We start from the raw sequence: 23,429 nt of genomic DNA on the forward strand, positions 1-23,429 counted from the left end.
GCGGCGCCGCGCACGGCGAGGAGCCGGGCCGCGGCCCGCACTCCCGTGGACGGGACCGCCGCCCGCACTCCAAAGGACGGGCCCGGTGACCACCCCTACGACGACGGGCAGCCGGCCCGCACCGGCGTGAGCGAGCCGACTGCCCGCCCCAGGAATGCCGGAATCCACACCCCTACGACCCGCCGACCGTTCCACTTCGACGCCGCGCGGCGGCTGCGCACCCTGACCGGTGTCGACGAGGAACTGCTGGCCAGGGTCGGGTACGAGCGAAGCAAGTACACGGCCCTCGGCGGAGTGGTGCTCGGTACCTCCGTCATCGCGGCGTTCTCCATGTGGAACTTCGCCACCGAGGCGCTGGGCAGGGTTTCCGCGGTGGCCCTGGTCCCGACGGTCATCTGGATGCTGTTCGTGCTCAACCTCGACCGTTGGCTGGTCACCCCGCAACCCAACGCGCGGAGACGGGTCGGCCCCCTCCTCACCCGTCTGCTGATCGCCGTGCTGCTCGGCGCGGTGATCGCGGAGCCCTTGGTGCTGCGCGTCTTCCAGACGGCCATCGAGGAACACGTCGCCGACGAACGCACGGACACGATCGACCAGTTGCGCACGAACCTGGTCCGCTGCAACCCCGTACCGTCCACGACACGGACCGTCACTCCGGAGGGCTGCGGCAAGACGTACGTCCTCTCCTTCGGCAAGACACCCGGCGAGCGGGCCGAGGAACTGGCAGCCCTGCGCTCGGACGCCACCGTCCTGCAGAAGAGGGTGGACCGGGACACCGGCAAGCTGGAGAGGCTCGACTCCGAGGTGCGGGACGAGTGCCGCCGGCTGATCCGCATCGCCGCCACCGGCCTGTACCAGCGGACGTCCGAATGCCTGCGCCTGCGTGCCAAGGCGCGGGAGTACCGGACGACCCACCGCACCGAGGAGAACGAACGGCGGCTGGCCCGCATGAACAGCCGTATCTCGACGATCGAGGCCCAGCAGACCGCGTCCCGGGGCGCCTTCCTCAAGGCCCGGGCCGATGGGGTCGAGCGACGGCTGGAGGAGGAGCGCGCCCAGCAGCAGGAGATCGGTGTCCTGGAACGGATGCGGGCACTGGAGGAGCTCGCGACGGGTAACCCCGTGCTGTTCGTGGGCATCTGGCTGCTCCGCCTGCTGTTCGTCCTCCTCGACGTACTCCCCGTGCTGGTGAAGTACCTGAGCGGCGAGTCCGCGTACGACAGGATGCTGACCAGCGCGAGCAACAGCGGGGTGAAGATCCACGATGCCGAGGTCCGGCTCGCCGAGCGCCGGGCCATGGCCGACCTCGAGATGGCGCAGGACGCCATCGAGCAGGAGGTCAGGCGCCACCGCGCCGAGTCGGAAGCGGCTGCCCGGGAGCACGCGGCGGCGATGAACATCCGGGTCCGGCAGGCGGTGAACGCGCTGGAGGACGAGATCCGCCGCTCGTCGGCAGTCTGACGCCGCCGTCCGCACACGGGCCCCGGCGTCACGGAAGGGCAGGAGGAGGTATGACCACACCGGGGGGCGGCGCCGACACCGGCCCGGATGCCCGCACCGCGGCGGACGGCGGCGCCGAACTCGCCAGGGTCCTGCTGTCCGAGGCCCGCGAGGAAGTCGTGAGGGCCGACAACAAGGCCGGTGTGATGCTGGCGTCCCTCGGAGCGGCCCTGACGGCGCAGCTCGGCGCCATCGGCAGCGGCGTCATCACCCCCCGGCAGTACGCCGTCGTCCCCCAGCTCCTCCTCTGGCTGGGCTGCGGCGCCTGCCTCCCGGCACTCGCCCTGCTGGGCCTGGCCGTGACCCCCCGGCTCGGCACCCCCCACCGCCGTCGCACCCACTACTTCGGCGACGTGAGGCTCGCGACATCACTCACGCACCTGGAACGGACGATCCGCCACACGGACCTCGTGTCCCGGAACGTGAGCCAACTGATGACCCTGTCCCAGATCGCCTGGACCAAATACCGCTGCATCCACCACGCCCTGCCCTGGTGCACGGCGTTCTTCACCCTCACGCTCATAGGCATCTGGACAGGCACATCAACGACGTGACAGCGCACCCTTGGGACAACGGGGCCTCGGCCCCTACACACACCACCCATTGAGCACGAGCATCCCTGTCCGCCCGAGGCCATGCCCCACAACGACGCAGGGACCCGACCCGCTAAGCGGATCAGGCCCCTAACCTGGTACTTCACTGTCGAGTGGCGGGATTCGAACCCACGACCCCCTCGTCGCGAATGAGGTTCGGTTGGCGAGCCCGCCCCGATGGCGTTTCTGCAAGTCGGACCGGTGGACTCGGTTGGTGTCGCACGGCCGGAAAGGGGCTCGGGGAGCGGTTTGACTCCCAGATGGCTTCCAAGGGGGTCGGAGGTCATCGACAGTTCCGTTGAGCGGGGACTGACGCAGGAGGTGGTGCGCAGGCCGGTCATTGGCCGAGAGACGGATCGGGCCCGAAGTCGACGACCGTCATGGTGGCGGTCCCTCCCGGTGGACTTGTGAGTACTCCGCGTACGCGAACTGCGGTGCCGGTGTCATGGCAGTGGACTGCGGTGTGGTAATCGTCGTCGGGAAGATCCATCCAGATCGTGCGGCTGCGTCGTTGGAGCAGGGCTTGGACGCCCACCTTTCCCGTCTCGTCATCCGGATGCCGCCTGAGGTCGGTGACCAGGCCGTAGATCACGTGCTCACGGCTGTAAACGCTTGTTTTGAGTTGCTCGGACACTCTTTCCACGATGTCGATGGCATCGCGGTTGAATTCCACCTCGAGCGGGGTTCCTGCTGGTGCTGCCGCCACACGTGACCAGTTGAACGTGACGTCCAAGCTGTCTACGGCCTCGCTGTTCACAACCTTGGACAGTGCGTGGCACAGCTCGTAAGAAACGCCTTCGCCGATGGAGTCGGTGATTTCACTCGGGGTGGGGACTCGGTCGCTGGCCGCCATTTCTTCCAGTACGCCTAGCGCGCGCGACATAGTGGCGGTCACCCGACGGTCGAAAAGTGTCTCCTCAACTTCGATGTCGATCTGGTTCTGTCCCCGCTCGTACACATCCAGAGGAGAACGGGCTTGGCTAATGATGGGCACGATGTACGAGCCCTTACGGGTCTGACCAAGCCGTACGTCGCGGGCCTGCGCACGTGCTCGGGTGGGGAAGTTCCGGAAGTGCCCCTGGCGGCGGATGGTGGACGCAGCCGAGGCCACTCGGAGTCGCTTGGCGGACTGGAACAACTCGAAGCCGGCATCCAATGGGATGGAACCGTCTCGAAGGGAGGGGTGAGAGGCTCTGAGGTCTGTGACGTCGTGGAACACGGACGCAATGGCGTCTTGAACGGTTCGAATGTCCTCTGCGTTGATTCTTGCCAGGTCTTCGACGAGGATGCGCGCGCGTTTGGAGAAATCCGGAGCACCTGGCTTCATAGGAACCAGAACGACTTCCTCGGCAGCTCCCGGAAGACGCCAGAGTTCCGCCACATCGCTGCCGGATACAGTGGACCAGCCGGTCACCTTGAGGTAGCTGCGAATTTCGTCGGGTCCGAAGGGGACTTCGTCAAGGGCCACGTCAGTTCACCACCGTACTGCCGGTCAGAAGCAAACTCCGTGCCATGTCGAACATGGAACGCATGGATTTCACCGTCAACCGCTGGTCTTGAGGCAGATTGATGGCAGTGGTGACGCTACTGTGAGCCGCTTCTCGACCGTGCAGGCACGCCCAGTACCCGTGGCAGGCGAGGACGACTGAATCAGGATGCTGGGTGACCCATAACTCCAGATTGGATGGAACGACCAGGAGTACCAGGTGGCCGGGCGCCGATCGTTCTGTGCTGCGCAGCTTGTCGTACGTCTCGACGTCCAGGTCAAAGCTGTATCCGCCCCGGACAGTTCGTGGGCTCTCCGTGCACTTGAGCTGGATGTCGACCATGAGACCGCGGTCCCGGAGTGTGACGTCCACTCCGTCCTTGTCGACGTTCCAGTCTCCTACGGTGTAACCGCCCTGGGAGGCGATGGCATGCACATACGCGCGACTGATCTGTTCCTTTTGCCAGCTTGTCGCCCCACCCGCCACGCGCACCCCTCCCCGACGCTTGAGCGTGAGGATAGAGGTAAAAGGGGAAGCCGGAAATAGGGCCTCGACGGCCGTGTAGAGAGCCGTAGTTGAGTGCTCCATACCTGCTCCCCGCCATCTGGTTGAGCAACGACTCTGCGCTCTCTACGGTACGGGTCGCTACTGACAGTGATATTGGGCCTGAGCGGCGCCTGCCTCCGGACAGTCGCTTGCTACAGCGGAACGCCGAAGCGTGGAAGGGGTTGCGGATGTTCGTCGCAGTCTGACCATCGCGGGTGTAGTAGACCATGTTGATCAGGAGCACTGCCCAGCAGCGCAGTTGGGGGGTGAGATCCACATTCCGGTGCCGGTGAAGCCGTAGTGGACTCAGATGCCGTCGGCGGGGGTGGTGCCGAGGGCGGGTGCCAGAACAGGCCGCGTACGGGTTCCAGGTTGCCGGTCTGGACGGTCAGTGACTGCGTGATCCAGGCAGGGTCGGGCCCTGCTTGTCCTGGAGTGGCGGTCGCGGGGCTCAGCATGCAGCGCAGGAAGCTGACGAGGTTGTCGAGGACGGTGAACGCGCCAACGATGCCGAACACGCCACCCACGAGCCGGGCAGGCTTTAGACGGGGGCACTGACAGTGAGGACATGCATCCGGTCGAAGAGTCCGTCGCTGGCCAGGTCGCCGCAAGGCGGCCGGGTAGGGAGCTGTGTCCCGACGTCGGCTCCCGAATGCAGGTCAGGCCCGGTGCTGATTTCTCAGCACCGGGCCTGACCTGGTGTTTCTCTGTCGGGGTGGCGGGATTTGAACCCACGACCTCTTCGTCCCGAACGAAGCGCGCTGCCAAGCTGCGCCACACCCCGATGTCGATGCTCCGCTGCCTGTCAGCTCTGCTGTGCAGGTCGCGGCGACATCGATTACTTTAGCGGACCGGCGGCCGGAGACGAAATCCGGTTTCGGGGAGGGCCCGGGTCAGGTCCACTGGGAGCGCTCCGTGAGGGTCAGGAGCGTGGCCTCGGGCGGGCAGGCGAAGCGCAGCGGGGTGTAGCGGCTGGCGCCGCAGCCCGCCGAGACGTGCAGGTACGAGGTGTGGCCCCCGGCCTGGTGCGTGGAGAGGCCCTTCACGCGGTCCGTGTCCAGGTCGCAGTTGGTGACCAGGGCCCCGTAGAAGGGGACGCAGAGCTGGCCGCCGTGGGTGTGGCCGGCCAGGACCAGCGGGTAGCCGTCCGCGGTGAAGGCGTCCAGGGAGCGCAGGTAGGGGGCGTGCACGACGCCCAGGGAGAAGTCGGCGGCCGTGTCGGGGCCGCCCGCCACCCGCTCGTACCGGTCCCGCTTGATGTGCGGGTCGTCGAGCCCCGTGAACGCGATCTCGTAGCCGTCGATCTTGAGGGTGCCCCGGGTGTTCGTGAGGTTGACCCAGCCCGCCGCGTCGAAGCCGTCGCGCAGGCCCTCCCACGGGTTGTGGATCACACCCACGGCGGGCGGGTTGCCGTTCAGGCCGTGGCGGCCCTGCACCTTCTCGAGCAGGTACCGGGCGGGGTTGCGGAGCTTGGGGCCGTAGTAGTCGTTCGAGCCGAAGACGTACACCCCGGGGAAGGCCATCAGCGGGCCCAGCGCGTCCAGGACCTCGGGGACGCCCTCCGGGTCCGACAGGTTGTCGCCCGTGTTGATCACGAAGTCGGGGCGCAGGCCCGCCAGCGAGCGCAGCCAGCGCTGCTTCCTGCGCTGGCCCGACACCATGTGGATGTCCGAGACCTGGAGGACGCGCAGGGGGCGCATCCCCGGCGGCAGCACGGGGACGGTCACTCGCCGGAGGCGGAAGAGGCGGGTCTCGATGCCCGCCGAGTAGGCGATCCCGGCCGCGGCCGTCGCCGTGATTCCCAGAGGTACTGCGTATCGCGCGCGCATACCTCCATCGTGTCAGACCCCGTACGCGGCCCGAACGGCGAGCCCCGGGAGGCGAACCCGCGCCCGGCCTCCGGTCCCGGCCCGGAAATGAAGGGGCCAACCGCCGTGCCCACCTGCCACAATTGCCGCATGACCACGCTCAAGTCGAAGCTCAAGGACGACCTCAACGCCGCGATCAAGGAGCGCGACGAGCTCCGCTCCTCGACGCTCCGGCTGACCCTCGCCGCCGTGACGAAGGAGGAGGTCGCCGGCAAGGAGAAGCGCGAGCTCTCCGACGACGAGGTACAGAAGGTGATCACCCGCGAGGCGAAGAAGCGCCGCGAGGCCGCCGAGGCCTTCGCTCAGGGCGGCCGCCCCGAGCAGGCCGAGCGCGAGCGCGCCGAGGGCGAGGTCCTTGCCGCGTACCTGCCCAAGCAGCTCTCCGACGACGAGCTGGAGCGGATCGTCGCGGCCGCCGTCGCGGAGGCCAAGGGCGCGGGCGCCGAGGGCCCCAAGGCCATGGGCCAGGTCATGAAGATCGTGAACCCGAAGGTGGCCGGTCAGGCCGAGGGCGGCCGCGTCGCCGCCACGGTGAAGCGCCTGCTCGCGAGCGGTTGATCCGTTTCCGTTTTCGTTTTCCCTTCCCTTCCCTTTCCTTCGCTTCCCTCGTACCCGCTCGTACGTGAACGGGGGCGGCCCCGAGCCCAAGAGCTCGGGGCCGCCCCCGTAGACGTAGCGGAAGTCGTACCGGCGAGCGTCAGTCGCCGCGCCCGCCGAAGCCGTCCCCGCCGCCGATCACGTCCGGCCACGGGCTGCCGCCGGCACCGTCCCCGTCGCCGTCGCCCGGCTTGTCGTCATCCCCGTCGCCGTCGTCACCCCTGCCGCCGTCATGGTTGCCACCGCCGTCGCGGCCGTCGCCGTCGCCCGGCAGGTGCACCCGCTCGAAGCCGGGTGCGGGCTTGCCCTCCAGGGCGCCGCTCATCGCGTCGCGCCAGATCGGGCCGGGGACCTCGCCGCCGAAGACCTTGGCGTAGGGCGTGCCGCCGATGCTGATGTTGATCATCCTGCGCTCGTGGGCGGGGTCGCCGACCCAGACCGCGCCGGACATGTTCGGGGTGTAGCCCGCGAACCAGGCGGCGTACCGGAAGTCCGTCGTACCGGTCTTGCCCGCGCTCGCGCGGGAGCCGAGGCCCGCCTGGCGGCCGGTGCCGTCCTCGACGACGCCCCGCAGCAGCGTGTTCACCGTGTCGGCGGTCCGCTCCGACATCGCGCGCGAGCACTTCGACTTCGGCACCGGCAGGGACTTGCCGCCGATCGTCCTGATCGACTCGATGGCGATCGGCGTGCAGTACACACCGCGCGCGGCGAACGTCGCGTACGCGCTCGCCATCGTCAGCGGCGACACCTCCTGGGTGCCGAGCGCGATCGACGGGGCCTGGTCCATCGGCCTGCCGTCGGCCCGCTCGACGCCCATCTTGCCGGCCAGCTCCGTGACCGGGCAGATGCCGATGTCGTCGATCATCTGCACGAAGTACGTGTTGACGGACTTCGCGGTGGCCTCCCGCAGGCGGTAGGGGCCGACCTCGGACTCGTTCTCGTTGGTGAGCTTCTGCCCGCCGGTGTTCACCCAGGTCTTGCCGTCGCAGGCCGAGATCCGCTCCGGGTACGGCATCTCGTACGGGGCGGAGTAGCGCTTGCCCGCGGACATGCCGCGCTCCAGGGCGGCGGCCGCCACGATCGGCTTGAAGGTGGAGCCCGGCTGGTAGCCCGCGCCGCCGCCCATCGAGCGGTCGACGGACAGGTTGATCTCGGTCTCGTTCTTGCCGTAGCCGTAGGGGCGGGACTGGCCCATGCCGAGGATCTTGCCGCTGCCCGGCTCGACGATGGTCGCGGCGGTGGCCACGTCGTCGGTCTGGTAGACGTGGTCCTTGATCGAGTCCTGTACGGAAAGCTGGGTCTGCGGGTCCAGGGTGGTCTTGATCCTGAGGCCGCCGCGGTTCCAGAGCTTGGCGCGGGCCTCCCGGGTCTTGCCGAAGACCGGGTCGTTCAGGAAGACCTTCTCCACGTACTTGCAGAAGAACCCGGCGCCCTTCACGGCGGTGATGCAGCCGTTCTTCGGGCGGCTCACGTTCAGCTTGAGCGGGCTGCGCTTCGCGCGGTCGGCCTCGGCCTGCGAGATGTCGTGGGTCTCGGCCATGCGCTGGAGGACGACGTTGCGCCGCTGCCTGGCCTCCGTGGCGTCGTTCACCGGGTCGTAGCGGCTCGGCGACTGCACGATGCCCGCGAGCAGCGCGGCCTCCTGCAGCTTGAGGTCCTTGGCGGGCTTGGAGAAGTACCGCTGGGACGCCGCCTCGACGCCGTACGCCTGCTGACCGAAGTACGTGATGTTCAGGTAGTTCTTGAGGATCCGCTTCTTGCCGAGCTCCTCCTCGACCTGGATCGCGTACTTCAGCTCGCGGATCTTGCGGCCGAGCGTCTGCTGCGTGGCCTCGGCGACCTTCGCGGCGTCGTCGCCGGCCTCCTCCACGAAGACGTTCTTCACGTACTGCTGGGTGAGCGTCGAGGCGCCCTGGGAGACGCCGCCGCTCTGCGCGTTCTGGTTCAGGGCGCGCAGGATGCCCTTGAGGTCGACCGCGCCGTGCTCGTAGAAGCGCGAGTCCTCGATCGCGACGATCGCCTTCTGCATGTACGGGGAGATGCGCTTCAGCGGGACCACCGTGCGGTCACGCGAGTAGACCGTGGCGATGGGGCCGCCCGCGGCGTCCAGGATGGTGGTGCGCTGGCTCAGCGGCGGCTGCTTCAGAGTGGCCGGAAGCTCGTCGAAGCCCTCGACCGAACCCTTGGCCGCGAGGCCGATCACCCCCACGGCGGGCAGCGCGATCCCGGCGAGCACCGCGCCCGCGAGCACGCTGACGCCCAGGAACTTGGCGGCCTGCTGCGCTGGGGAGAGGCCGCCCCCCGATCGCTTGTTTCCCATGGGTGCAGCCTAATCCGTCGCCAAGGGCGTTCCGAGGGAGCGAGTGGATCTCGGGATGTTCGAGTGCCGGATCGTGACATCCGGGGGCAGGCGGGCCGGTGGGACGGGCCGGTGGGAACGAGCCGCCGCTGTGGCCGCGGCACGCGTACGCCCGCATCCGCGACGCGCGTACGCCTGCTGCTGCCGTGGCCGCGACCCGCGCATGCCTGCTGCCGCGGCCGCCACTCGCGTACGCCCGCGGATCTCGCTCCACGCCCAGGGGCCCGTGCACGTCCGCGGGTCACGTCCCACGCCCAGGGTTCCCGCGTACGCCCGCAGACTGCGAACGCGGCCTCTGCCCGAAGGCGCCCCCGCGGGCCGCCTTGACGGCACGGCGAAGGGCGGCGCCTACGTTCTGATTCGCCGGACAGACGGAGATGCCTTGGCCTAAGCTGCTCTCAACTGTCACGGCAGTGTGGCCCCGTACCCATTCCTACGTCGCTCTCTCGCTGTTCGTTCAGCTCCGTTCCGTTTTTCCGGAAGCTCTTCGCGTGGTCCTCGGCCGGTCGGGCCGAGCATGGTCCGGGTGGACCAGCGGGGGTCCGGTCCAGGGATCGGGTGTGGTCCGGCTGGGGAGCGGTGCGTGGTCCGTCCGCGGGTCGTTCCTGATGACCTTTGACGCATCTGTGTCGGGTCTCTGGCGGATCCCTGACCGAATCCGCCCCAACCGGCGCGCGTGTCCGCCGTGACGCAGCTCAACTGCCCGCATTTGCCGGGTAGGTCGTGCATGTCGCCAGCTCACTCCGTCGGGTGATCTGCCGCTTACGCATAGTCCGTTCGGGCCATCCAAGATTGGGCCCGAAGGGGGTGTTGCGCTGTGCCCACCTTCCGTAACGTCCTCAACTGGCGGCGGTGAATATGCCGCTGCCGCCGTGGGGGAGCCTCGATTCGGGAGAGGACGGCGCCGGTATGGGCTGGGTAACCGACTGGAGTGCGCAGGCCGCCTGCCGCACTACCGATCCGGACGAACTGTTCGTACAAGGAGCAGCGCAGAACAGGGCCAAGGCGGTGTGCACCGGCTGCCCGGTGCGGACCGAGTGCCTGGCCGACGCGCTCGACAACCGCGTCGAGTTCGGCGTGTGGGGTGGCATGACGGAGCGGGAGCGGCGCGCACTGCTGCGCAGGCGCCCCACGGTCACCTCATGGCGCCGGCTCCTTGAGACCGCGCGCTCCGAGTACGAGCGTGGCGCGGGCCTGCTGCCCGTGGACTTGGACAACGAGGAGACGTACGAGAGCTACGCCGCTGTGGGCTGACCCCACGTCAAGACTTCGGCAGAACAGGCTGACAGGCTGATCTGCTGACCGGTTCAGCGGGCCACCGGCTCTTCGGGGTGCCGCCGCGCTGTCGGGCGGCCCCGGAGCCGGGCCGGACCGCGCCCCGGCGCCCTCGGCGGGGCACGGGCTCCCACCGTGCGCCGACCGCCCCGTGCACCGCTGCGGACCGGCCGGTTCGGTGTGCGCCGCGTGCCCGCCCCGGGCGCCCGCCACGGGGACAGGCTCCGTACGACAGGACTCCGTACGGCAGGACTGACTACGTATGACAGGGCTGACTACGTAGGACAGGACTCCGTACGGCAGAGCAGCGGCGGCACAGGCCCGGTGCGGCGCGCGCCGGGTTCAGCGCGTGGGATCGTCGGTGTCCCCCGCGAGCTGGTCGCCGATGGCGCGCAGGCCCGCGAGGTCGTGGACGTCCCCCGGCAGCGCGGCCACCTCGGCCACCGCCACCTCGGGGTGCAGCGCGGTGAAGCGGTCGCGCGTGTGCCGCTCGCGGGCGATCAGGCGCATCCGCTCCGCGTGCAGCCGCAGCAGGCCCGCGGTCAGCCGCTCGACGGACGGATCCGCGGGCGACTCCGCGGGCGGGGCTATGGACGTGTCCGGTTCCGGTACGGGCGCGGGCTCGGTTCCTTCGGACGGGGTGCCGGTGGACGGTGGACCACCGGGCGCCCCGGGGGAGTCGGGAGCCTGCGTGGCGGGAGCCCCGGAGGAGGGAGCCTCGGAGGAGCTACGCACTCCAATCTTCCCGCCCTCCTGATCCACAATGCGGCGCTCCTCAAGATTTTCCGCCGCCGCGAGGGCCCGCTCGGCCGACAGGTCCGCCGCCCCGCTGCCGTGCACCCGGTTCAGTACGAGGCCGGCGAACGGCATGTCGTCCGCGGCGAGCCGCTCCACGAAGTACGCCGCCTCGCGCAGCGCGTCCCGCTCCGGCGACGCCACCACGAGGAACGCCGTGCCCGGCGCCTGGAGCAGCCGGTACGTGGCGTCCGCCCGCTTGCGGAAGCCGCCGAACATGGTGTCCATCGCCGCCACGAAGGTCTGCACGTCCCGCAGGAGCTGCCCGCCGAGCAGCTTGCCGAGGGCGCCCGTCATCATCGACATGCCGACGTTCAGGAACTTCATCCCGGCCCGGCCGCCCACCTTCGCCGGGGCCATGAGCAGCCGGATCAGCTTGCCGTCCAGGAACGACCCGAGCCGCTTGGGGGCGTCCAGGAAGTCGAGCGCCGAGCGCGAGGGCGGGGTGTCGACGACGATCAGGTCCCACTCGTCCCGGGCCCGCAACTGCCCGAGCTTCTCCATCGCCATGTACTCCTGCGTGCCCGCGAAGCCCGCCGAGAGCGACTGGTAGAAGGGGTTGGTCAGGATCGCCTTCGCGCGCTCCTTGTCCGCGTGCGCCTCGACGATCTCGTCGAAGGTGCGCTTCATGTCGAGCATCATGGCGCACAGCTCGCCCTCGCCCTTGACGCCCTCCACCCGCCGCGGCACGTTGTCCAGCGAGTCGATGCCCATGGACTGCGCGAGGCGGCGCGCCGGGTCGATGGTCAACACCACGACGGACCGGCCCCGTTCGGCGGCGCGCAGGCCGAGCGCGGCGGCCGTGGTGGTCTTGCCCACGCCGCCCGAGCCGCAGCACACCACGATGCGCGTCGTGCGGTCGTCGAGCAGGGCGTCGACGTCGAGCGGGTCACGTGCCGGATCGAGGCTCATGAGTTCCTAGGCTTCCGGGTGTCGGGGGGTGCCGCGGTCACGAGACCCCCTGCTGCCGCAGCTCCGCGGCGAGCTCGTACAGGCCCGCCAGGTCCACTCCGTCGCTCAGCAGCGGGAGTTCGTGCAGGGGCAGGTCCAGCTCGGTGAGGAGCGAGCGCTGGGAGGCCTCCAGGGCGTGCCGCTCGGCGTACTCCGCGGCCTGGTCCAGGAGCGGGTCGACGAGGCGGGCGGCGGCGCCGCGGGAGCCGCCGAGGCCCGCGGCCGACAGGGACGCGGCGATGGCGGCGCGCGGCGCGCCCCCGAGGCCCGGGCCGAGGGCGGCCGCGTCGAGCAGCGCCGGGCGCACCATGTTCACGATGACACGGCCCACCGGCAGCCCGGCGGCGCGCAGCTCGGCGATCCCGTCGGCGGTCTCCTGGACGGGCATCTCCTCCAGGAGGGTCACCAAGTGCACCTGCGTCTCGGGGGACTTGAGGACCCGCATGACGGCCTGTGCCTGGTTGTGTATGGGGCCGATCTTGGCGAGGCCCGCGACCTCGTCGTTCACGTTCAGGAACCGCGTGATGCGGCCCGTGGGCGGCGCGTCCATGATCACGCAGTCGTACGCGAACCGCCCGCCGCGGTCCTTGCGGCGTACGGCCTCGCAGGCCTTGCCGGTGAGCAGGACGTCCCGCAGGCCCGGCGCGATCGTCGTCGCGAAGTCGACGGCGCCGAGCTTCTTCAGGGCGCGGCCGGCGCCGCCGAGCTTGTAGAACATCTGGAGGTAGTCGAGCAGTGCCAGCTCGGCGTCGATGGCCAGGGCGTACACCTCCCCGCCGCCCGGGGCCACGGCGATCTTCCGCTCCTCGTACGGAAGGGCCTCCGTCTCGAAGAGCTGTGCGATGCCCTGTCTGCCCTCGACCTCCACGAGGAGGGTGCGCTTTCCCTCGGTCGCGAGGGCGAGCGCGAGGGCCGCGGCGACCGTGGTCTTGCCGGTACCGCCCTTGCCGCTGACGACCTGGAGCCTGCTCACGTCTTCGAGCCTAACCAGTCCGCCCGCGGGCTACGCATGAGGCCGTCCGTAGTGGGCCGGTCCCAGGCATTACAGTCGCCGTATGACCAAGTGGGAATACGCAACGGTGCCGCTGCTCGTCCATGCCACGAAGCAGATCCTGGACACCTGGGGCGAGGACGGCTGGGAGCTCGTCCAGGTCGTCCCGGGCCCGAACAACCCCGAGCAGCTCGTGGCCTACCTGAAGCGCGAGAAGCAGGCATGAGCGCTGTCGAGGCGAAGCTGGCGGAGCTCGGGCACACGCTGCCCGAGGTGGTCCCGCCGCTCGCGGCGTACCAGCCCGCCGTGCGGTCCGGCGTGTACGTGTACACGGCCGGCCAGCTCCCCATGGTGGACGGCAAGCTGCCCGTCACCGGCAAGGTCGGCGGGGAGGTCACGCCCGAGGAGGCCAAGGACCTGGCCCGGCTGTGCGCGCTCAACGCCCTCGCGGCCGTGAAGTCCGTCGCGGGCGACCTGGACCGGATCGTGCGCGTGGTGAAAGTGACCGGTTTCGTTGCCTCGGCGCCCGACTTCACGGGCCAGCCCGCCGTCCTGAACGGCGCCAGCGAGCTGCTGGGCGCCGCGCTGGGCGACGCGGGGGTGCACGCGCGGAGCGCGGTGGGGGTGGCGGTGCTGCCGCTGGACGCGCCGGTGGAGGTCGAGATCCAGGTGGAGCTCGACGCGTAGCCCTGCGGGCTGCCGGGGCGGGGGTGAGGCCTGCTGCCGCTGGGCCGGGGCCTTTCCCGCCCGCCCACCCGTGGCTGCCCGGCTGCGCCCGCCGGGCCCCGGCGCGGAGCGCTTTCCCGCCGTTGCCTGACGGGGGCCTTTCCCGCCTGCCCACCCGTGGCTGCCCGGCTGCGCCCGCCCGGCCCTGGCGCGGAGCGCTTTCCCGCCGTTGCCTGACGGAGGCCTTTCCTTCCCGCTCGCCCACCCGTGGCTGCCCGGCTTCGTCCGCCCGGCCCCGGCGTGGAGCGCTCTCCCGCCCTCATTTCGCAAGGGCGGGACGGCCACAGCCCTCCAAGCGCCGCGCCCCCGGCCGGCCCCAGCGGCTCTCGAACATCCGCTCCACACCAGATAGCCTCCGCCCATGGCGAATGGGCAGTGGTACCCCCCGGAATGGCCCGACCGCGTCCGCGCACTCGCGAGCGGCGACCTCACCCCGGCACCGCCACGCCCCGCCGCCACGGTGATGCTCCTGCGGGACACCCCGCGCGGGCCGGAGGTCCACATGCTGCGGCGGCGTACGTCGATGCCCTTCGCGGCGGGCGCGTACGCCTACCCGGGTGGCAGCGTCGACCCCCGCGACCACGAGCGCGCCGTCCGCTGGGCCGGCCCCTCCCGCACCGCCTGGGCCGCCCGCCTCGGTCTCGGCGAGTCCGCCGCCCAGGCCACCGTCTGCGCGGCGGTCCGCGAGACGTACGAGGAGGCGGGCGTCCTGCTCGCGGGCCCCACCCCGGACACCGTCGTCGGCGACACCACGGGCGACGACTGGGAGGCGGACCGCGCGGCCCTGGTGGCCCGCGACCTGTCGTTCGCCGAGTTCCTCGACCGGCGCGGCCTCGTGCTGCGCAGCGACCTCCTGGGGGCGTGGGCCCGCTGGATCACCCCGGAGTTCGAGCCCCGGCGCTACGACACCTTCTTCTTCGTGGCCGCGCTCCCCGAGGGCCAGCGCACCCGCAACGCCTCCACGGAGGCCGACCGCACGGTGTGGACCAGCCCCGAGGCGGCGGCCGGCGGCTACGACCGCGGCGAGCTCGTCATGATGCCGCCCACCATCGCGACCCTGCGCCAGCTCGGCCCGTACCGGACCGCCGCCGACGCCGTGGCTGCCGCCTCCGGGCGCGACCTCACGCCGGTCCTGGCCCGGGCCACCATCGAGGACGGCGAGCTGGTGCTGACCTGGCCCGGCCACGACGAGTTCACGAAGCACATCCCCTCCGGCGGCGCGGCGTGAGCGACCCGCGCGCGTCCGCCGCCCCCAGCCCGACGGGAGCCACCCCCGCATGACCGAAGCAGCGGCCCTGCCGGGCCAGCCCCGGGGCGGGGTGATCGGCGGCCCCGCCACCGACCGCGCCGTCAACGTCCTGGCCCCCAACCCGTCCGCCATGACCCTGGACGGCACCAACACCTGGATCGTCGCCGAACCGGACTCCGAGCTCGCCGTCGTCATCGACCCGGGACCGCTCGACGAGACGCACCTCACCCAGGTCGTCGAGACCGCCGAGCGGGCCGGGAAGCGCGTCACGCTCACCCTGCTCACCCACGGGCACCCCGACCACGCCGAGGGCGCCGCCCGCTTCGCCGAGCTGACCGGCACCAAGGTCCGGGCGCTCGACCCGGCGCTGCGCCTCGGCGACGAGGGGCTCGCCGCCGGTGACGTGATCACCACCGGCGGCCTGGAGCTGCGCGTCGTGCCCACCCCGGGCCACACCGCCGACTCGCTCTGCTTCCACCTGCCCGCCGACCGGGCCATCCTGACGGGCGACACCGTCCTGGGCCGCGGCACCACGGTCGTCGCCCACCCCGACGGCCGCCTCGGCGACTACCTGGACTCACTGCGCCGGCTGCGCTCGCTGACCGTCGACGACGGCGTCCGTACGATCCTGCCGGGCCACGGCCCGGTCCTGGACGACGCCCAGGGCGCGGTCGAGTTCTACCTGGCCCACCGCGCCAGCCGCCTCGCCCAGGTGGAGACGGCGGTCGAGGACGGCTACACGACGCCCTCCGAGGTCGTGGCGCACGTGTACGCGGACGTGGACCGGTCCCTGTGGCCCGCGGCCGAGCTGTCGGTACGGGCGCAGCTCGACTACCTGGAGGAGCACGGCCTGATCTGGTGACCGGGCCCCGTGCCGCCGGACCGGGGCGCCCGCACGCCGTGCACGGCGGCGTACTCCCCGGCCAGCCAGGGGCCCAGGTCGTCCACGTACGCCCGCAGGACGTCCGCGTCGGCCACGGGCTCGTCCGCGACGGCGGCGGCCGCCCGCATCCGCGCGGCCCGCCCGGGGTAGTACCGGCCGAAGACCTCCGCCATCGCGGCCAGGTCGCTGGTCCAGCCGCCCCAGCGGGGCATGACCAGGGTGAAGCCGGTGCGGACGAGGTGCCGGGAGAACCGGCGGCACAGCGCGCGCAGCTCCCGCTCGTCGCCGTCCGCCACGGCCCGGTCGACGGCCGCGCGCCAGCGGGGCAGCAGCAGGGCCAGGTCGCCGTTGGTCCCCTGGGCGAGCAGGCCGCTGGGCCGGTAGCGGGGCAGGAACTCGGCGAGGTCCTCGCCGAGCAGCGGCGTACAGAGGCAGGCCAGGAACCAGCCGTGGTCGTACGTCTCGCGCTCGCTCAGGACGCGGGCGCGGCCGAGGAGCAGCAGGCCGACCCCGTCGACCTCCGCGAACTCCCGGTCCACGGCGGCGGCCAGGGCGTCCGCGTCGGCGCGGTCGGCCGCGGTCGGCTCCTCGCGCAGGACGAGCAGCAGGTCCAGGTCGGAGCGGCCGACGCGGGCGGTGCCGCGCGGCACGGAGCCGTACAGGTACGCGCTGTCGAGCCGCTTGCCGAAGACGTCCGCGACCCGGTCGCGTGCGGCGGCGACGACGGGCCGGAAGGCGTCCTGGATCCGCCCGAGCGACCCCTCACGCGCGATGTACCCCTGGCTGTCGAGTCCGCGGTGGTCGAGCCCATGGCTGTCGAGCCCATGGCTGTCGTTGGTCATGGGGTCACTGTGCAGGCGGGGCACACGGGGGGCGAGCAGGGGCCGGGGGTGTGTTCCGCGGACGTGCGGGGCCGGCCGGGACGGTCCCGGTACGCGAACCGGGGCCGCCCCCTGAGGAAGAGGGCGGCCCCGGCTCCGTACGCACAGGGTGGCGGGTCAGCGCGAGCGCTTGGCGAGCCGCTCGACGTCCAGGAGGATCACCGCGCGGGCCTCCAGGCGCAGCCAGCCGCGGCCCGCGAAGTCCGCGAGGGCCTTGTTGACCGTCTCGCGGGAGGCGCCGACGAGCTGGGCGAGCTCCTCCTGCGTGAGGTCGTGCACCACGTGGATGCCTTCCTCGGACTGCACGCCGAAGCGGCGCGACAGGTCGAGCAGGGCGCGCGCCACACGGCCCGGGACGTCCGAGAAGACCAGGTCGGACATCTGGTCGTTGGTCTTGCGCAGGCGCCGGGCGACGGCGCGCAGCAGGGCGGCGGCCACCTCGGGCCGCGCGTTCAGCCACGGCTGGAGGTCGCCGTGGCCGAGGCCGAGGAGCTTGACCTCGGTGAGCGCGGTGGCGGTGGCGGTGCGGGGACCCGGGTCGAAGAGCGACAGCTCGCCGATGAGCTCACCGGGGCCCAGGACGGCCAGCATGTTCTCGCGGCCGTCGGGGGAGGTGCGGTGGAGCTTCACCTTGCCTTCGGTGACCACGTACAGGCGGTCTCCGGGGTCGCCCTCATGAAAGAGCGCGTCTCCGCGGGCGAGGGTCACCTCACTCATGGAGGCGCGGAGCTCCGCGGCCTGCTCGTCATCGAGCGCCGCGAAGAGCGGGGCGCGCCGCAGAACGTCGTCCACGAGTTCTCTCCTTGTCGACCTGCATCAGGGGACCGTGCCCCCAGTTTGCCGGACGGTTCAAACAGTGTGATCAGTCACTCAAGTCTGCCGCACTTGCGTCGGAGGCAATGCGGAAGGGGGCCAATTGGGGGCCGATCCGGGGCGTCGGCTCCGCATACCGCTACCCGCGCACGGCCCGGACATCCGCCCCAGGGCCCGTGAGAGCACAGGCCGGGGCTCCGCGGGACGGGGTTGCCCCGGATAATTCTGCTGTGGGCGAACACGCTTCCGCCACTCCGGGGAACCGGACAAACCGGGCGGATGTCGTGGTCCGCGAGGTGCGGGAGGCGCAGCGCACCGGGCCGGAACGGGGGGCTCGGGGAGTGAGCGGAGGGGAGCGTGCCCCGGCGTGCGCCCCGGGCCGGTCTCCGCCGCGGTGACAAGTGCGTATCTCCGCCATCGGTGTCAGTGGGCACCCGTACGCTGGCCGCATGGCGAATGAAGGCGCTTCACGGGCCGCTCGGCCCCCTGCGGAGCCGGCCCCCGCCGAGGGCCCGGGGGAGACCCCCGCCGCCCCCGCGAGGCAGGCATCCGCGAAGAGGGCCCCGGCGAAGAAGGCCCCGGGCAAGGCCGCGGCCAAGAAGGCTCCGGGTAAGGCTCCGGCGAAGAAGGCTCCGGGCAAGGAGGCCGCTGCCAAGAAGGCCCCTGCCGAGAAGGCTTCGGTCGCGGCTCCGGCCGGGAAGGCCTCCGGCGGGAAGGCGGGGTCCGCCAAGGCGCCCGCCGCCCCCAGGACCCGTACGGGCCTCGTGCGGCAGGCCCGGCGGATCAACCGCGAGCTCGCCGACGTGTATCCGTACGCCCACCCGGAGCTGGACTTCGAGAACCCCTTCCAGCTCCTGGTCGCCACGGTCCTGTCGGCCCAGACCACGGACCTGCGGGTGAACCAGACCACGCCCGCCCTGTTCGCCGCGTACCCGACCCCGGAGGACCTGGCCGCGGCCAACCCCGAGGAGGTCGAGGAGCTGATCCGGCCGACCGGCTTCTTCCGGGCCAAGACGAAGTCGATCATGGGCTTGTCGGCGGCGCTGCGCGACGAGTTCGACGGGGAGGTGCCGGGGCGCCTAGAGGACCTGGTGAAGCTGCCCGGCGTGGGCCGCAAGACGGCCTTCGTGGTCCTCGGCAACGCCTTCGGGGTCCCCGGCATCACCGTGGACACGCACTTCGGCCGTCTCGTCCGCCGCTGGAAGTGGACGGAGGAGACGGACCCGGACAAGGTCGAGGCCGCCGTCGGCGCGCTCTTCCCCAAGAGCGAGTGGACGATGCTCTCGCACCGGGTGATCTTCCACGGCCGCCGCATCTGCCACTCCCGCAAACCCGCCTGCGGCGCCTGCCCCATCGCCCCGCTCTGCCCGTCGTACGGGGAGGGCGAGACGGACCCCGAGAAGGCGCGGAAGCTCCTGAAGTACGAGAAGGGCGGCATGCCCGGACAGCGCCTCAAGCCCCCGCCGGACTACCCCGGCAAGGCCGCGCCGCCGCTCGGCGCCGCCGGGTGAGGGAGGAACCATCCGCGGGGGCCAGGGCGTTGTGCAGGAACGGATGAGTGCATGGGGACCGACGGGGGACCAGGGACCAAGGGCCGGGGGCCGATGACGCACGCGAGCGACACGCACACAGGCGGCAGGGACATGACCGAGAACGGCGAGCCACACGACAGGCCCTCTGTCCCCGCCCCCGACAAGCCGCCCGTCCCCGCCCCCGCCCCCGAGGGGCCCTCTGCCCCTGCCTCTGCCCCCGACGGGCCTCCCGCTCCCGCTCCTGTGCCCGCTCCCGGGCAGGCACCGGCGTCCGCTCCGGGGCAGGCACCGGCTTCCGCTCCCGGGCAGGCCCCCGCGCAGGGCACCCCCGCCCCCCACCGGAACGGCCACGGCCCCGTCCCCGTCCTGGTCACCACCGACGGCCTGCCCGCCTGGCTGACCCCCGTGGCCCGGGCGGCGGCCACCGTGCGGCCCGACCAGCTCAGCCGGTTCCTGCCCCCAGAGGGCGGCGGCGGGCGCCAGTCCGCGGTCCTCGTCCTCTTCGGCGAGGGCGAGCGGGGCCCCGAGCTGCTGCTGATGGAGCGCGCCGGATCGCTGCGCTCGCACGCGGGCCAGCCGTCGTTCCCCGGCGGCGCGCTGGACCCGGAGGACGGGGACCCGCGGGGCGAGGGCCCGCTGCGCGCCGCGCTCAGGGAGGCCGAGGAGGAGACCGGCCTCGACCCCGCCGGGGTTCAGCTCTTCGGTGTCCTGCCGAGCCTGTTCATCCCCGTGAGCGACTTCGTCGTGACGCCCGTGCTCGGCTGGTGGCGTGTGCCCAGCCCCGTCGGCGTCGTCGACCCGGCCGAGACCGCCCGGGTGTTCACGGTGCCCGTGGCCGATCTCACGGACCCGGCGAACCGCGCGATGGCGGTGCACCCCCGCGGTCACCAGGGCCCCGCCTTCCTCGTGCAGCGCGCGCTGGTCTGGGGCTTCACCGCCGGGGTCATCGACAGGATCCTGCACTTCGCCGGCTGGGAGCGCCCGTGGGACAGGGACCGCCGCGTCCCGCTCGACTGGGGCTCATGACAAGGTTGCGGGGACCGAGGCCACCGGGGCCGAGGAGGGCGCGGACCGCGTGCGGCGCGGCGCGCGGCGGCGACCGCGAGGCGAGGCGGGGAATCATGCGAGGCGAGGACTGAATCGGTGAACGTGCTGGACATCCTGCTGCTGCTCGCCGCGGTGTGGTTCGCGATCGTCGGCTACCGCCAGGGCTTCGTCGTGGGCATCCTCTCGGTGATCGGCTTCCTCGGCGGCGGCCTCGTGGCGGTGTACCTGCTGCCCGTCGTCTGGGACGCCATGACCGACGAGGGTGCGAAGGTCACCACGACCGCGGCGGTGATCGCCGTCGTCGTCGTGATCGTCTGCGCCTCCGTCGGCCAGGCCTTCACCACCCATCTGGGCAACAAGCTGCGCCGGTACATCACCTGGCAGCCCGCCAGGGCCCTGGACGCCACCGGCGGCGCGCTCGTCAACGTCGTCGCGATGCTCCTCGTCGCCTGGCTGATCGGCTCCCTGCTCGCGGGCACGACGCTGCCGACACTCGGCAAGGAGGTCCGCAACTCCAAGGTGCTGCTCGGCGTCGACCGGGCCCTGCCCGGCCAGGCGGACACCTGGTTCACGGACTTCTCCTCGGTCCTCGCGCGCAACGGCTTCCCGCAGGTCTTCAGCCCGTTCTCGAACGAGCCGATCAAGGAGGTCTCGCCCCCCGACCCGAAGCTCGCCCGCAGCCAGGTCGCCGTCACCGCCAAGCGCTCCATCGTGAAGGTCAGCGGCGACGCGCACCGGTGCGGCAAGGCCCTCGAAGGCACCGGCTTCGTGTTCGCGCCGCGCCGCGTCATGACGAACGCGCACGTCGTCGGCGGTGTGGACGAGCCCCGGGTGCAGATAGGCGGCGAGGCCGAGAAGTACGACGCCAAGGTCGTGCTCTACGACTGGAAGCGCGACATCGCCGTGCTCGACGTCCCGACGCTGCCCGCGCCCGCGCTGAAGTTCGCCTCCGAGGACGCGGTGAGCGGCAAGAGCGCGATCGTGGCGGGCTTCCCGGAGGACGGCCCGTACGACGTGCGCCCCGCGCGCGTGCGCGGCCGCATCACGGCCAACGGCCCGGACATCTACCACCGGGGCACGGTCCGCCGTGATGTGTACTCGCTGTACGCGACCGTCCGCCAGGGCAACTCCGGCGGCCCGCTGCTGACCCCCGACGGCCGGGTCTACGGCGTCGTGTTCGCGAAGTCGCTCGACGACCCGGACACGGGCTACGCCCTGACCGTGGACGAGGTCCGCGAGGACATCGAGCGCGGCCGCACCGCCAACCAGGAGGTCGACAGCCAGGGCTGCGCGCTCTGACCGGGTGCGGGGGCGTGCGTCTCAGCCGGACGGCCGGGCGCACACCCCGCGAAGGCGCGCACCGCACATACCGCGCAGGAGCCCCACGCGCACCGCGGCGAAGGCGCCCCACGCGCACTCAGTCGAGGGCGAGGAAAGCGCGTCCGTCGGGCGCGAGGCGGGAAGGCGCGGCGTACGCGGGTCAGGCGCGGGCGTACGCGGGTCAGGCGCGGGTGTGCCGCAGCCGCGCCGAGACCCAGCGGGCCCGGCGGCGCAGGATGCGCGGAATGCCGATCACTTCCCGAGCGGGTCCCGTGTGTCCCGCGTCCTGCGGGGCGCCCCGCTCGTGGCCGTTCACCACGGTGGCTGCCCGGCGCTTGCGTGCTACGTCACTGTAGTCGTGCGTCCAGCCCATACCCGGACGTGTGCCCGTGCCTCAAGGTCGGTAACCGCGCACAGGGGCCCCAATTGGCCTATGCGCCGGGCAAGTGGCGTTCGTACGACAGATGTTCCCGCTTGTGGGTGACAACAGGGCGCGGCAGGCCCCCTCGGCGGCGTGGTTCGGGGCCTTCCGGCCGCCCGGCACGGGGCCTCAGCGGTCCGGCTCGGGGTCCTTGAGCCAGCTCACCAGCTCGTGGGAGAAGGCCACCGGGTCCTCCTCGTGGGGGAAGTGCCCGAGCCCGTCGAACAGCCGCCAGCGGTACGGCGCTTCGACGTACTCGCCGGACCCGGCCGCGCTGCGGGTGCGCATCACCGGATCGAGGGAGCCGTGCAGATGCAGCGTCGGCACCCGGACCGGTCGCTTCATGCGGCGGTTGAACTGGATGCCGTCGGGCCGGGCGAGGGAGCGCACCATCCAGCGGTACGGCTCGATCGAGCAGTGCGCCGTCGACGGGATGCACATCGCCCTGCGGTACGTCTCCACGGCCTCGTCGTCCGGCAGCCGCGGCCCCGACCAGTCCCGCACCAGGCGCCCCACCAAGGCCCCGTCGTCCGCGACGAGCTGACGCTCCGGCACCCAGGGCCGCTGGAAGCCCCACACGTACGACCCGGCGGCCGTCTGCTTCCTGTCGCGCAGCATCGCCGAGCGCCAGCGCCGCGGGTGCGGCATGGAGGAGACGGCGAGGCGGCGCACCAGCTTGGGCCGCATCACGGCGGCCGTCCAGGCGAGGTAGCCGCCCAGGTCGTGGCCGACGAGCGCGGCGTCCGGCTCGCCGAGGGAGCGCACCACGCCGGTGATGTCGAGGGCCAGGTTGGCCGGGTCGTAGCCGCGCGGGGTGCGGTCGCTGCCGCCGACGCCCCGCAGGTCCATCGCCACCGCGCGGAAGCCCGCGTCGGCGAGCGCGACGAGCTGGTGCCGCCAGGTCCACCAGAACTGCGGGAAGCCGTGCAGGAGCAGCACCAGCGGGCCGTCGCCGAGCTCCGCGATGTGGAACCGGGCGCCGTTGGCGGCGACGTCCCGGTGCGTCCAGGGGCCGTCGATGCGTACGGCCGACGCGGTCGCAAAGGCGTGCTGGGGGGTGGTGCCGGGGTCCGTCATGAAGTCGAGCGTGCCACAGCGTCGGCCCGCTCACCGGCCTCCAGCTCGGGAGCGCCGGCCGCCGGGCGCAGCCGGCGCGGGTGCGGCTTGGCGTGCTGGAGCACGGCGGCCGTCTCCTTGGCCGCGGCGGCGGCCTTCTGCGGGCCCTTGCCCCGGGCGGCCTTCTTCGCGAAGACCACGCCGATCAGGGCGAGCAGGCCGGCCACCAGGACGTTGGCGGCGAAGGACAGCAGGAAGCAGACCGCCAGGTTCCAGTCGCTCCAGGTGTGGATGCCGTAGGCGAGGGCGAAGCTCAGCATCGGCAGCGAGAACAGGAGCACGGCGAGGGCCGCGACGAACGCGCCGCTGCCGATCGCGCCGCGCTTGACGTCCTGCGTGAGCTGGGCCTTGACCAGCGCGATCTCGTCGTGCACCAGCTCCGACAGCTCTTTGCTCGCCGCGGAGACGAGCTGGCCGAGGCTGCGTTCGGTGCCGACGGGACCGTCGGGTGCGCTCATCGCGTGCTCCTCATTTCTGTT

22 protein-coding genes, 1 tRNA gene and 1 pseudogene are annotated in these 23,429 nt (G+C 71.7%); 11 read left to right on the top strand and 13 right to left on the bottom strand.

The features are described 5' to 3' along the window. The first annotated feature begins 126 nt into the window (after positions 1 to 126). Together QK440_RS01645 and QK440_RS01650 are read left to right on the top strand one after the other, a co-directional pair. A complete protein-coding gene (locus QK440_RS01645) occupies positions 127 to 1,461 on the top strand; it encodes a DUF4407 domain-containing protein (RefSeq protein WP_282791105.1) in 1,335 nt (444 codons plus the stop codon). Between the two features lie 50 nt (positions 1,462 to 1,511). Further along, on the top strand, positions 1,512 to 2,054 hold the full coding sequence (locus QK440_RS01650; RefSeq protein ID WP_282791106.1) for a Pycsar system effector family protein: 543 nt from the start codon (positions 1,512 to 1,514) through the stop codon (positions 2,052 to 2,054). A gap of 376 nt (positions 2,055 to 2,430) precedes the next feature. On the opposite strand, the gene QK440_RS01655 is transcribed toward QK440_RS01650, so the two are convergent. From QK440_RS01655 to QK440_RS01675, 5 genes and pseudogenes are all read right to left on the bottom strand, one after another. Further along, positions 2,431 to 3,561: a hypothetical protein gene (locus QK440_RS01655; protein ID WP_282791107.1), complete on the bottom strand. Its 1,131-nt coding sequence runs from the start codon at positions 3,559 to 3,561 to the stop codon at positions 2,431 to 2,433. Between the two features lies 1 nt (position 3,562). Then, entirely contained in the window at positions 3,563 to 4,168 is a 606-nt protein-coding gene (locus QK440_RS01660; protein ID WP_282791108.1) for a DUF4365 domain-containing protein, read from the bottom strand. Positions 4,169 to 4,301: 133 nt separating this feature from the next. Then, positions 4,302 to 4,662, bottom strand: a pseudogene (locus QK440_RS01665) (serine hydrolase); the annotation flags it as partial. A 174-nt stretch (positions 4,663 to 4,836) separates the two neighbouring features. Next, positions 4,837 to 4,910, bottom strand: a tRNA-Pro gene (locus tag QK440_RS01670). 109 nt (positions 4,911 to 5,019) lie between these two features. Then, complete coding sequence (locus QK440_RS01675; RefSeq protein WP_282791109.1) at positions 5,020 to 5,955, bottom strand: metallophosphoesterase; 936 nt, start codon at positions 5,953 to 5,955, stop codon at positions 5,020 to 5,022. 129 nt (positions 5,956 to 6,084) lie between these two features. Between QK440_RS01675 and QK440_RS01680 the strand changes: the two genes are divergently transcribed. Next, a complete protein-coding gene (locus QK440_RS01680; RefSeq protein WP_282791110.1) occupies positions 6,085 to 6,552 on the top strand; it encodes a GatB/YqeY domain-containing protein in 468 nt (155 codons plus the stop codon). A 139-nt stretch (positions 6,553 to 6,691) separates the two neighbouring features. On the opposite strand, the gene QK440_RS01685 is transcribed toward QK440_RS01680, so the two are convergent. Further along, positions 6,692 to 8,911 (bottom strand): transglycosylase domain-containing protein, encoded by a 2,220-nt coding sequence (locus tag QK440_RS01685; protein ID WP_282791111.1) that lies wholly within the window; start codon positions 8,909 to 8,911, stop codon positions 6,692 to 6,694. 948 nt (positions 8,912 to 9,859) lie between these two features. On the opposite strand from QK440_RS01685, the gene QK440_RS01690 reads away from it, so the two are divergent. Continuing rightward, complete coding sequence (locus QK440_RS01690; protein ID WP_190133954.1) at positions 9,860 to 10,204, top strand: WhiB family transcriptional regulator; 345 nt, start codon at positions 9,860 to 9,862, stop codon at positions 10,202 to 10,204. Positions 10,205 to 10,567: 363 nt separating this feature from the next. Here the strand turns inward: QK440_RS01690 and QK440_RS01695 are convergent, their stop codons facing one another. Both QK440_RS01695 and QK440_RS01700 read right to left on the bottom strand, forming a co-directional pair. After that, positions 10,568 to 11,932, bottom strand: coding sequence for an ArsA-related P-loop ATPase (locus QK440_RS01695; RefSeq protein WP_282791112.1), 1,365 nt, complete (start codon positions 11,930 to 11,932; stop codon positions 10,568 to 10,570). Between the two features lie 37 nt (positions 11,933 to 11,969). After that, positions 11,970 to 12,944, bottom strand: a complete 975-nt coding sequence (locus tag QK440_RS01700; protein WP_282791113.1) for an ArsA-related P-loop ATPase — start codon at positions 12,942 to 12,944, stop codon at positions 11,970 to 11,972. Between the two features lie 82 nt (positions 12,945 to 13,026). Between QK440_RS01700 and QK440_RS01705 the strand changes: the two genes are divergently transcribed. From QK440_RS01705 to QK440_RS01720, 4 genes are all read left to right on the top strand, one after another. Beyond that, positions 13,027 to 13,188, top strand: a complete 162-nt coding sequence (locus QK440_RS01705) for a DUF4177 domain-containing protein (protein ID WP_003975360.1) — start codon at positions 13,027 to 13,029, stop codon at positions 13,186 to 13,188. Further along, entirely contained in the window at positions 13,185 to 13,649 is a 465-nt protein-coding gene (locus tag QK440_RS01710) for a RidA family protein (RefSeq protein ID WP_282791114.1), read from the top strand. The genes QK440_RS01705 and QK440_RS01710 overlap by 4 nt, the downstream gene beginning before the upstream one ends. A 400-nt stretch (positions 13,650 to 14,049) precedes the next feature. Further along, complete coding sequence (locus QK440_RS01715) at positions 14,050 to 14,916, top strand: NUDIX hydrolase (protein ID WP_282791115.1); 867 nt, start codon at positions 14,050 to 14,052, stop codon at positions 14,914 to 14,916. A 49-nt stretch (positions 14,917 to 14,965) separates the two neighbouring features. Next, on the top strand, positions 14,966 to 15,799 hold the full coding sequence (locus QK440_RS01720; RefSeq protein ID WP_282791116.1) for an MBL fold metallo-hydrolase: 834 nt from the start codon (positions 14,966 to 14,968) through the stop codon (positions 15,797 to 15,799). Here the strand turns inward: QK440_RS01720 and QK440_RS01725 are convergent. Continuing rightward, the gene (locus QK440_RS01725) at positions 15,769 to 16,662 is read right to left on the bottom strand and encodes a nucleotidyltransferase domain-containing protein (protein WP_282791117.1); all 894 of its coding nucleotides are present in this window, start codon (positions 16,660 to 16,662) and stop codon (positions 15,769 to 15,771) included. The genes QK440_RS01720 and QK440_RS01725 overlap by 31 nt on opposite strands. Positions 16,663 to 16,818: 156 nt before the next feature. After that, a complete protein-coding gene (locus tag QK440_RS01730; RefSeq protein WP_006382668.1) occupies positions 16,819 to 17,493 on the bottom strand; it encodes a Crp/Fnr family transcriptional regulator in 675 nt (224 codons plus the stop codon). Positions 17,494 to 17,963: 470 nt separating this feature from the next. Here QK440_RS01730 and nth point away from each other — a divergent pair, with 470 nt between their 5' ends. From nth to QK440_RS01745, 3 genes are all read left to right on the top strand, one after another. Continuing rightward, positions 17,964 to 19,025, top strand: coding sequence for an endonuclease III (gene nth / locus QK440_RS01735; RefSeq protein ID WP_282791118.1), 1,062 nt, complete (start codon positions 17,964 to 17,966; stop codon positions 19,023 to 19,025). A gap of 264 nt (positions 19,026 to 19,289) precedes the next feature. After that, positions 19,290 to 20,072, top strand: a complete 783-nt coding sequence (locus QK440_RS01740; protein ID WP_349239257.1) for a CoA pyrophosphatase — start codon at positions 19,290 to 19,292, stop codon at positions 20,070 to 20,072. A 117-nt stretch (positions 20,073 to 20,189) separates the two neighbouring features. Beyond that, on the top strand, positions 20,190 to 21,392 hold the full coding sequence (locus QK440_RS01745) for a MarP family serine protease (protein ID WP_190133960.1): 1,203 nt from the start codon (positions 20,190 to 20,192) through the stop codon (positions 21,390 to 21,392). Positions 21,393 to 21,594: 202 nt separating this feature from the next. On the opposite strand, the gene QK440_RS01750 is transcribed toward QK440_RS01745, so the two are convergent. The 3 genes from QK440_RS01750 to QK440_RS01760 all read right to left on the bottom strand — a co-directional run bounded on the left by QK440_RS01750 (position 21,595) and on the right by QK440_RS01760 (position 23,408). Continuing rightward, positions 21,595 to 21,786, bottom strand: a complete 192-nt coding sequence (locus QK440_RS01750) for a hypothetical protein (protein WP_282791119.1) — start codon at positions 21,784 to 21,786, stop codon at positions 21,595 to 21,597. A 177-nt stretch (positions 21,787 to 21,963) separates the two neighbouring features. Next, positions 21,964 to 22,911 carry an alpha/beta hydrolase gene (locus tag QK440_RS01755; protein ID WP_282791120.1) on the bottom strand — a complete coding sequence of 316 codons (948 nt, stop codon included), beginning with the start codon at positions 22,909 to 22,911 and terminating at the stop codon, positions 21,964 to 21,966. Beyond that, positions 22,908 to 23,408, bottom strand: a complete 501-nt coding sequence (locus tag QK440_RS01760; protein ID WP_282791121.1) for a phage holin family protein — start codon at positions 23,406 to 23,408, stop codon at positions 22,908 to 22,910. The genes QK440_RS01755 and QK440_RS01760 overlap by 4 nt, the downstream gene beginning before the upstream one ends. Positions 23,409 to 23,429 lie beyond the last annotated feature (21 nt).

The sequence above is a fragment of the Streptomyces sp. CC224B genome (assembly GCF_030010595.1).
GTDB lineage: Bacteria > Actinomycetota > Actinomycetes > Streptomycetales > Streptomycetaceae > Streptomyces > Streptomyces longispororuber.

Excerpts from the sequence above, each read along its gene's own strand:
- QK440_RS01675 (WP_282791109.1), bottom strand. The coding sequence starts at position 5,955 with ATGCGCGCGCGATACGCAGTACCTCTGGGAATCACGGCGACGGCCGCG.
- QK440_RS01690 (WP_190133954.1), top strand. The coding sequence starts at position 9,860 with ATGGGCTGGGTAACCGACTGGAGTGCGCAGGCCGCCTGCCGCACTACC.
- QK440_RS01750 (WP_282791119.1), bottom strand. The coding sequence starts at position 21,786 with ATGGGCTGGACGCACGACTACAGTGACGTAGCACGCAAGCGCCGGGCA.
- QK440_RS01685 (WP_282791111.1), bottom strand. The coding sequence starts at position 8,911 with ATGGGAAACAAGCGATCGGGGGGCGGCCTCTCCCCAGCGCAGCAGGCC.
- QK440_RS01715 (WP_282791115.1), top strand. The coding sequence starts at position 14,050 with ATGGCGAATGGGCAGTGGTACCCCCCGGAATGGCCCGACCGCGTCCGC.
- QK440_RS01725 (WP_282791117.1), bottom strand. The coding sequence starts at position 16,662 with ATGACCAACGACAGCCATGGGCTCGACAGCCATGGGCTCGACCACCGC.
- QK440_RS01680 (WP_282791110.1), top strand. The coding sequence starts at position 6,085 with ATGACCACGCTCAAGTCGAAGCTCAAGGACGACCTCAACGCCGCGATC.
- QK440_RS01705 (WP_003975360.1), top strand. The coding sequence starts at position 13,027 with ATGACCAAGTGGGAATACGCAACGGTGCCGCTGCTCGTCCATGCCACG.
- QK440_RS01695 (WP_282791112.1), bottom strand. The coding sequence starts at position 11,932 with ATGAGCCTCGATCCGGCACGTGACCCGCTCGACGTCGACGCCCTGCTC.
- nth (WP_282791118.1), top strand. The coding sequence starts at position 17,964 with ATGGCGAATGAAGGCGCTTCACGGGCCGCTCGGCCCCCTGCGGAGCCG.
- QK440_RS01720 (WP_282791116.1), top strand. The coding sequence starts at position 14,966 with ATGACCGAAGCAGCGGCCCTGCCGGGCCAGCCCCGGGGCGGGGTGATC.
- QK440_RS01710 (WP_282791114.1), top strand. The coding sequence starts at position 13,185 with ATGAGCGCTGTCGAGGCGAAGCTGGCGGAGCTCGGGCACACGCTGCCC.
- QK440_RS01760 (WP_282791121.1), bottom strand. The coding sequence starts at position 23,408 with ATGAGCGCACCCGACGGTCCCGTCGGCACCGAACGCAGCCTCGGCCAG.
- QK440_RS01660 (WP_282791108.1), bottom strand. The coding sequence starts at position 4,168 with ATGGAGCACTCAACTACGGCTCTCTACACGGCCGTCGAGGCCCTATTT.
- QK440_RS01755 (WP_282791120.1), bottom strand. The coding sequence starts at position 22,911 with ATGACGGACCCCGGCACCACCCCCCAGCACGCCTTTGCGACCGCGTCG.
- QK440_RS01650 (WP_282791106.1), top strand. The coding sequence starts at position 1,512 with ATGACCACACCGGGGGGCGGCGCCGACACCGGCCCGGATGCCCGCACC.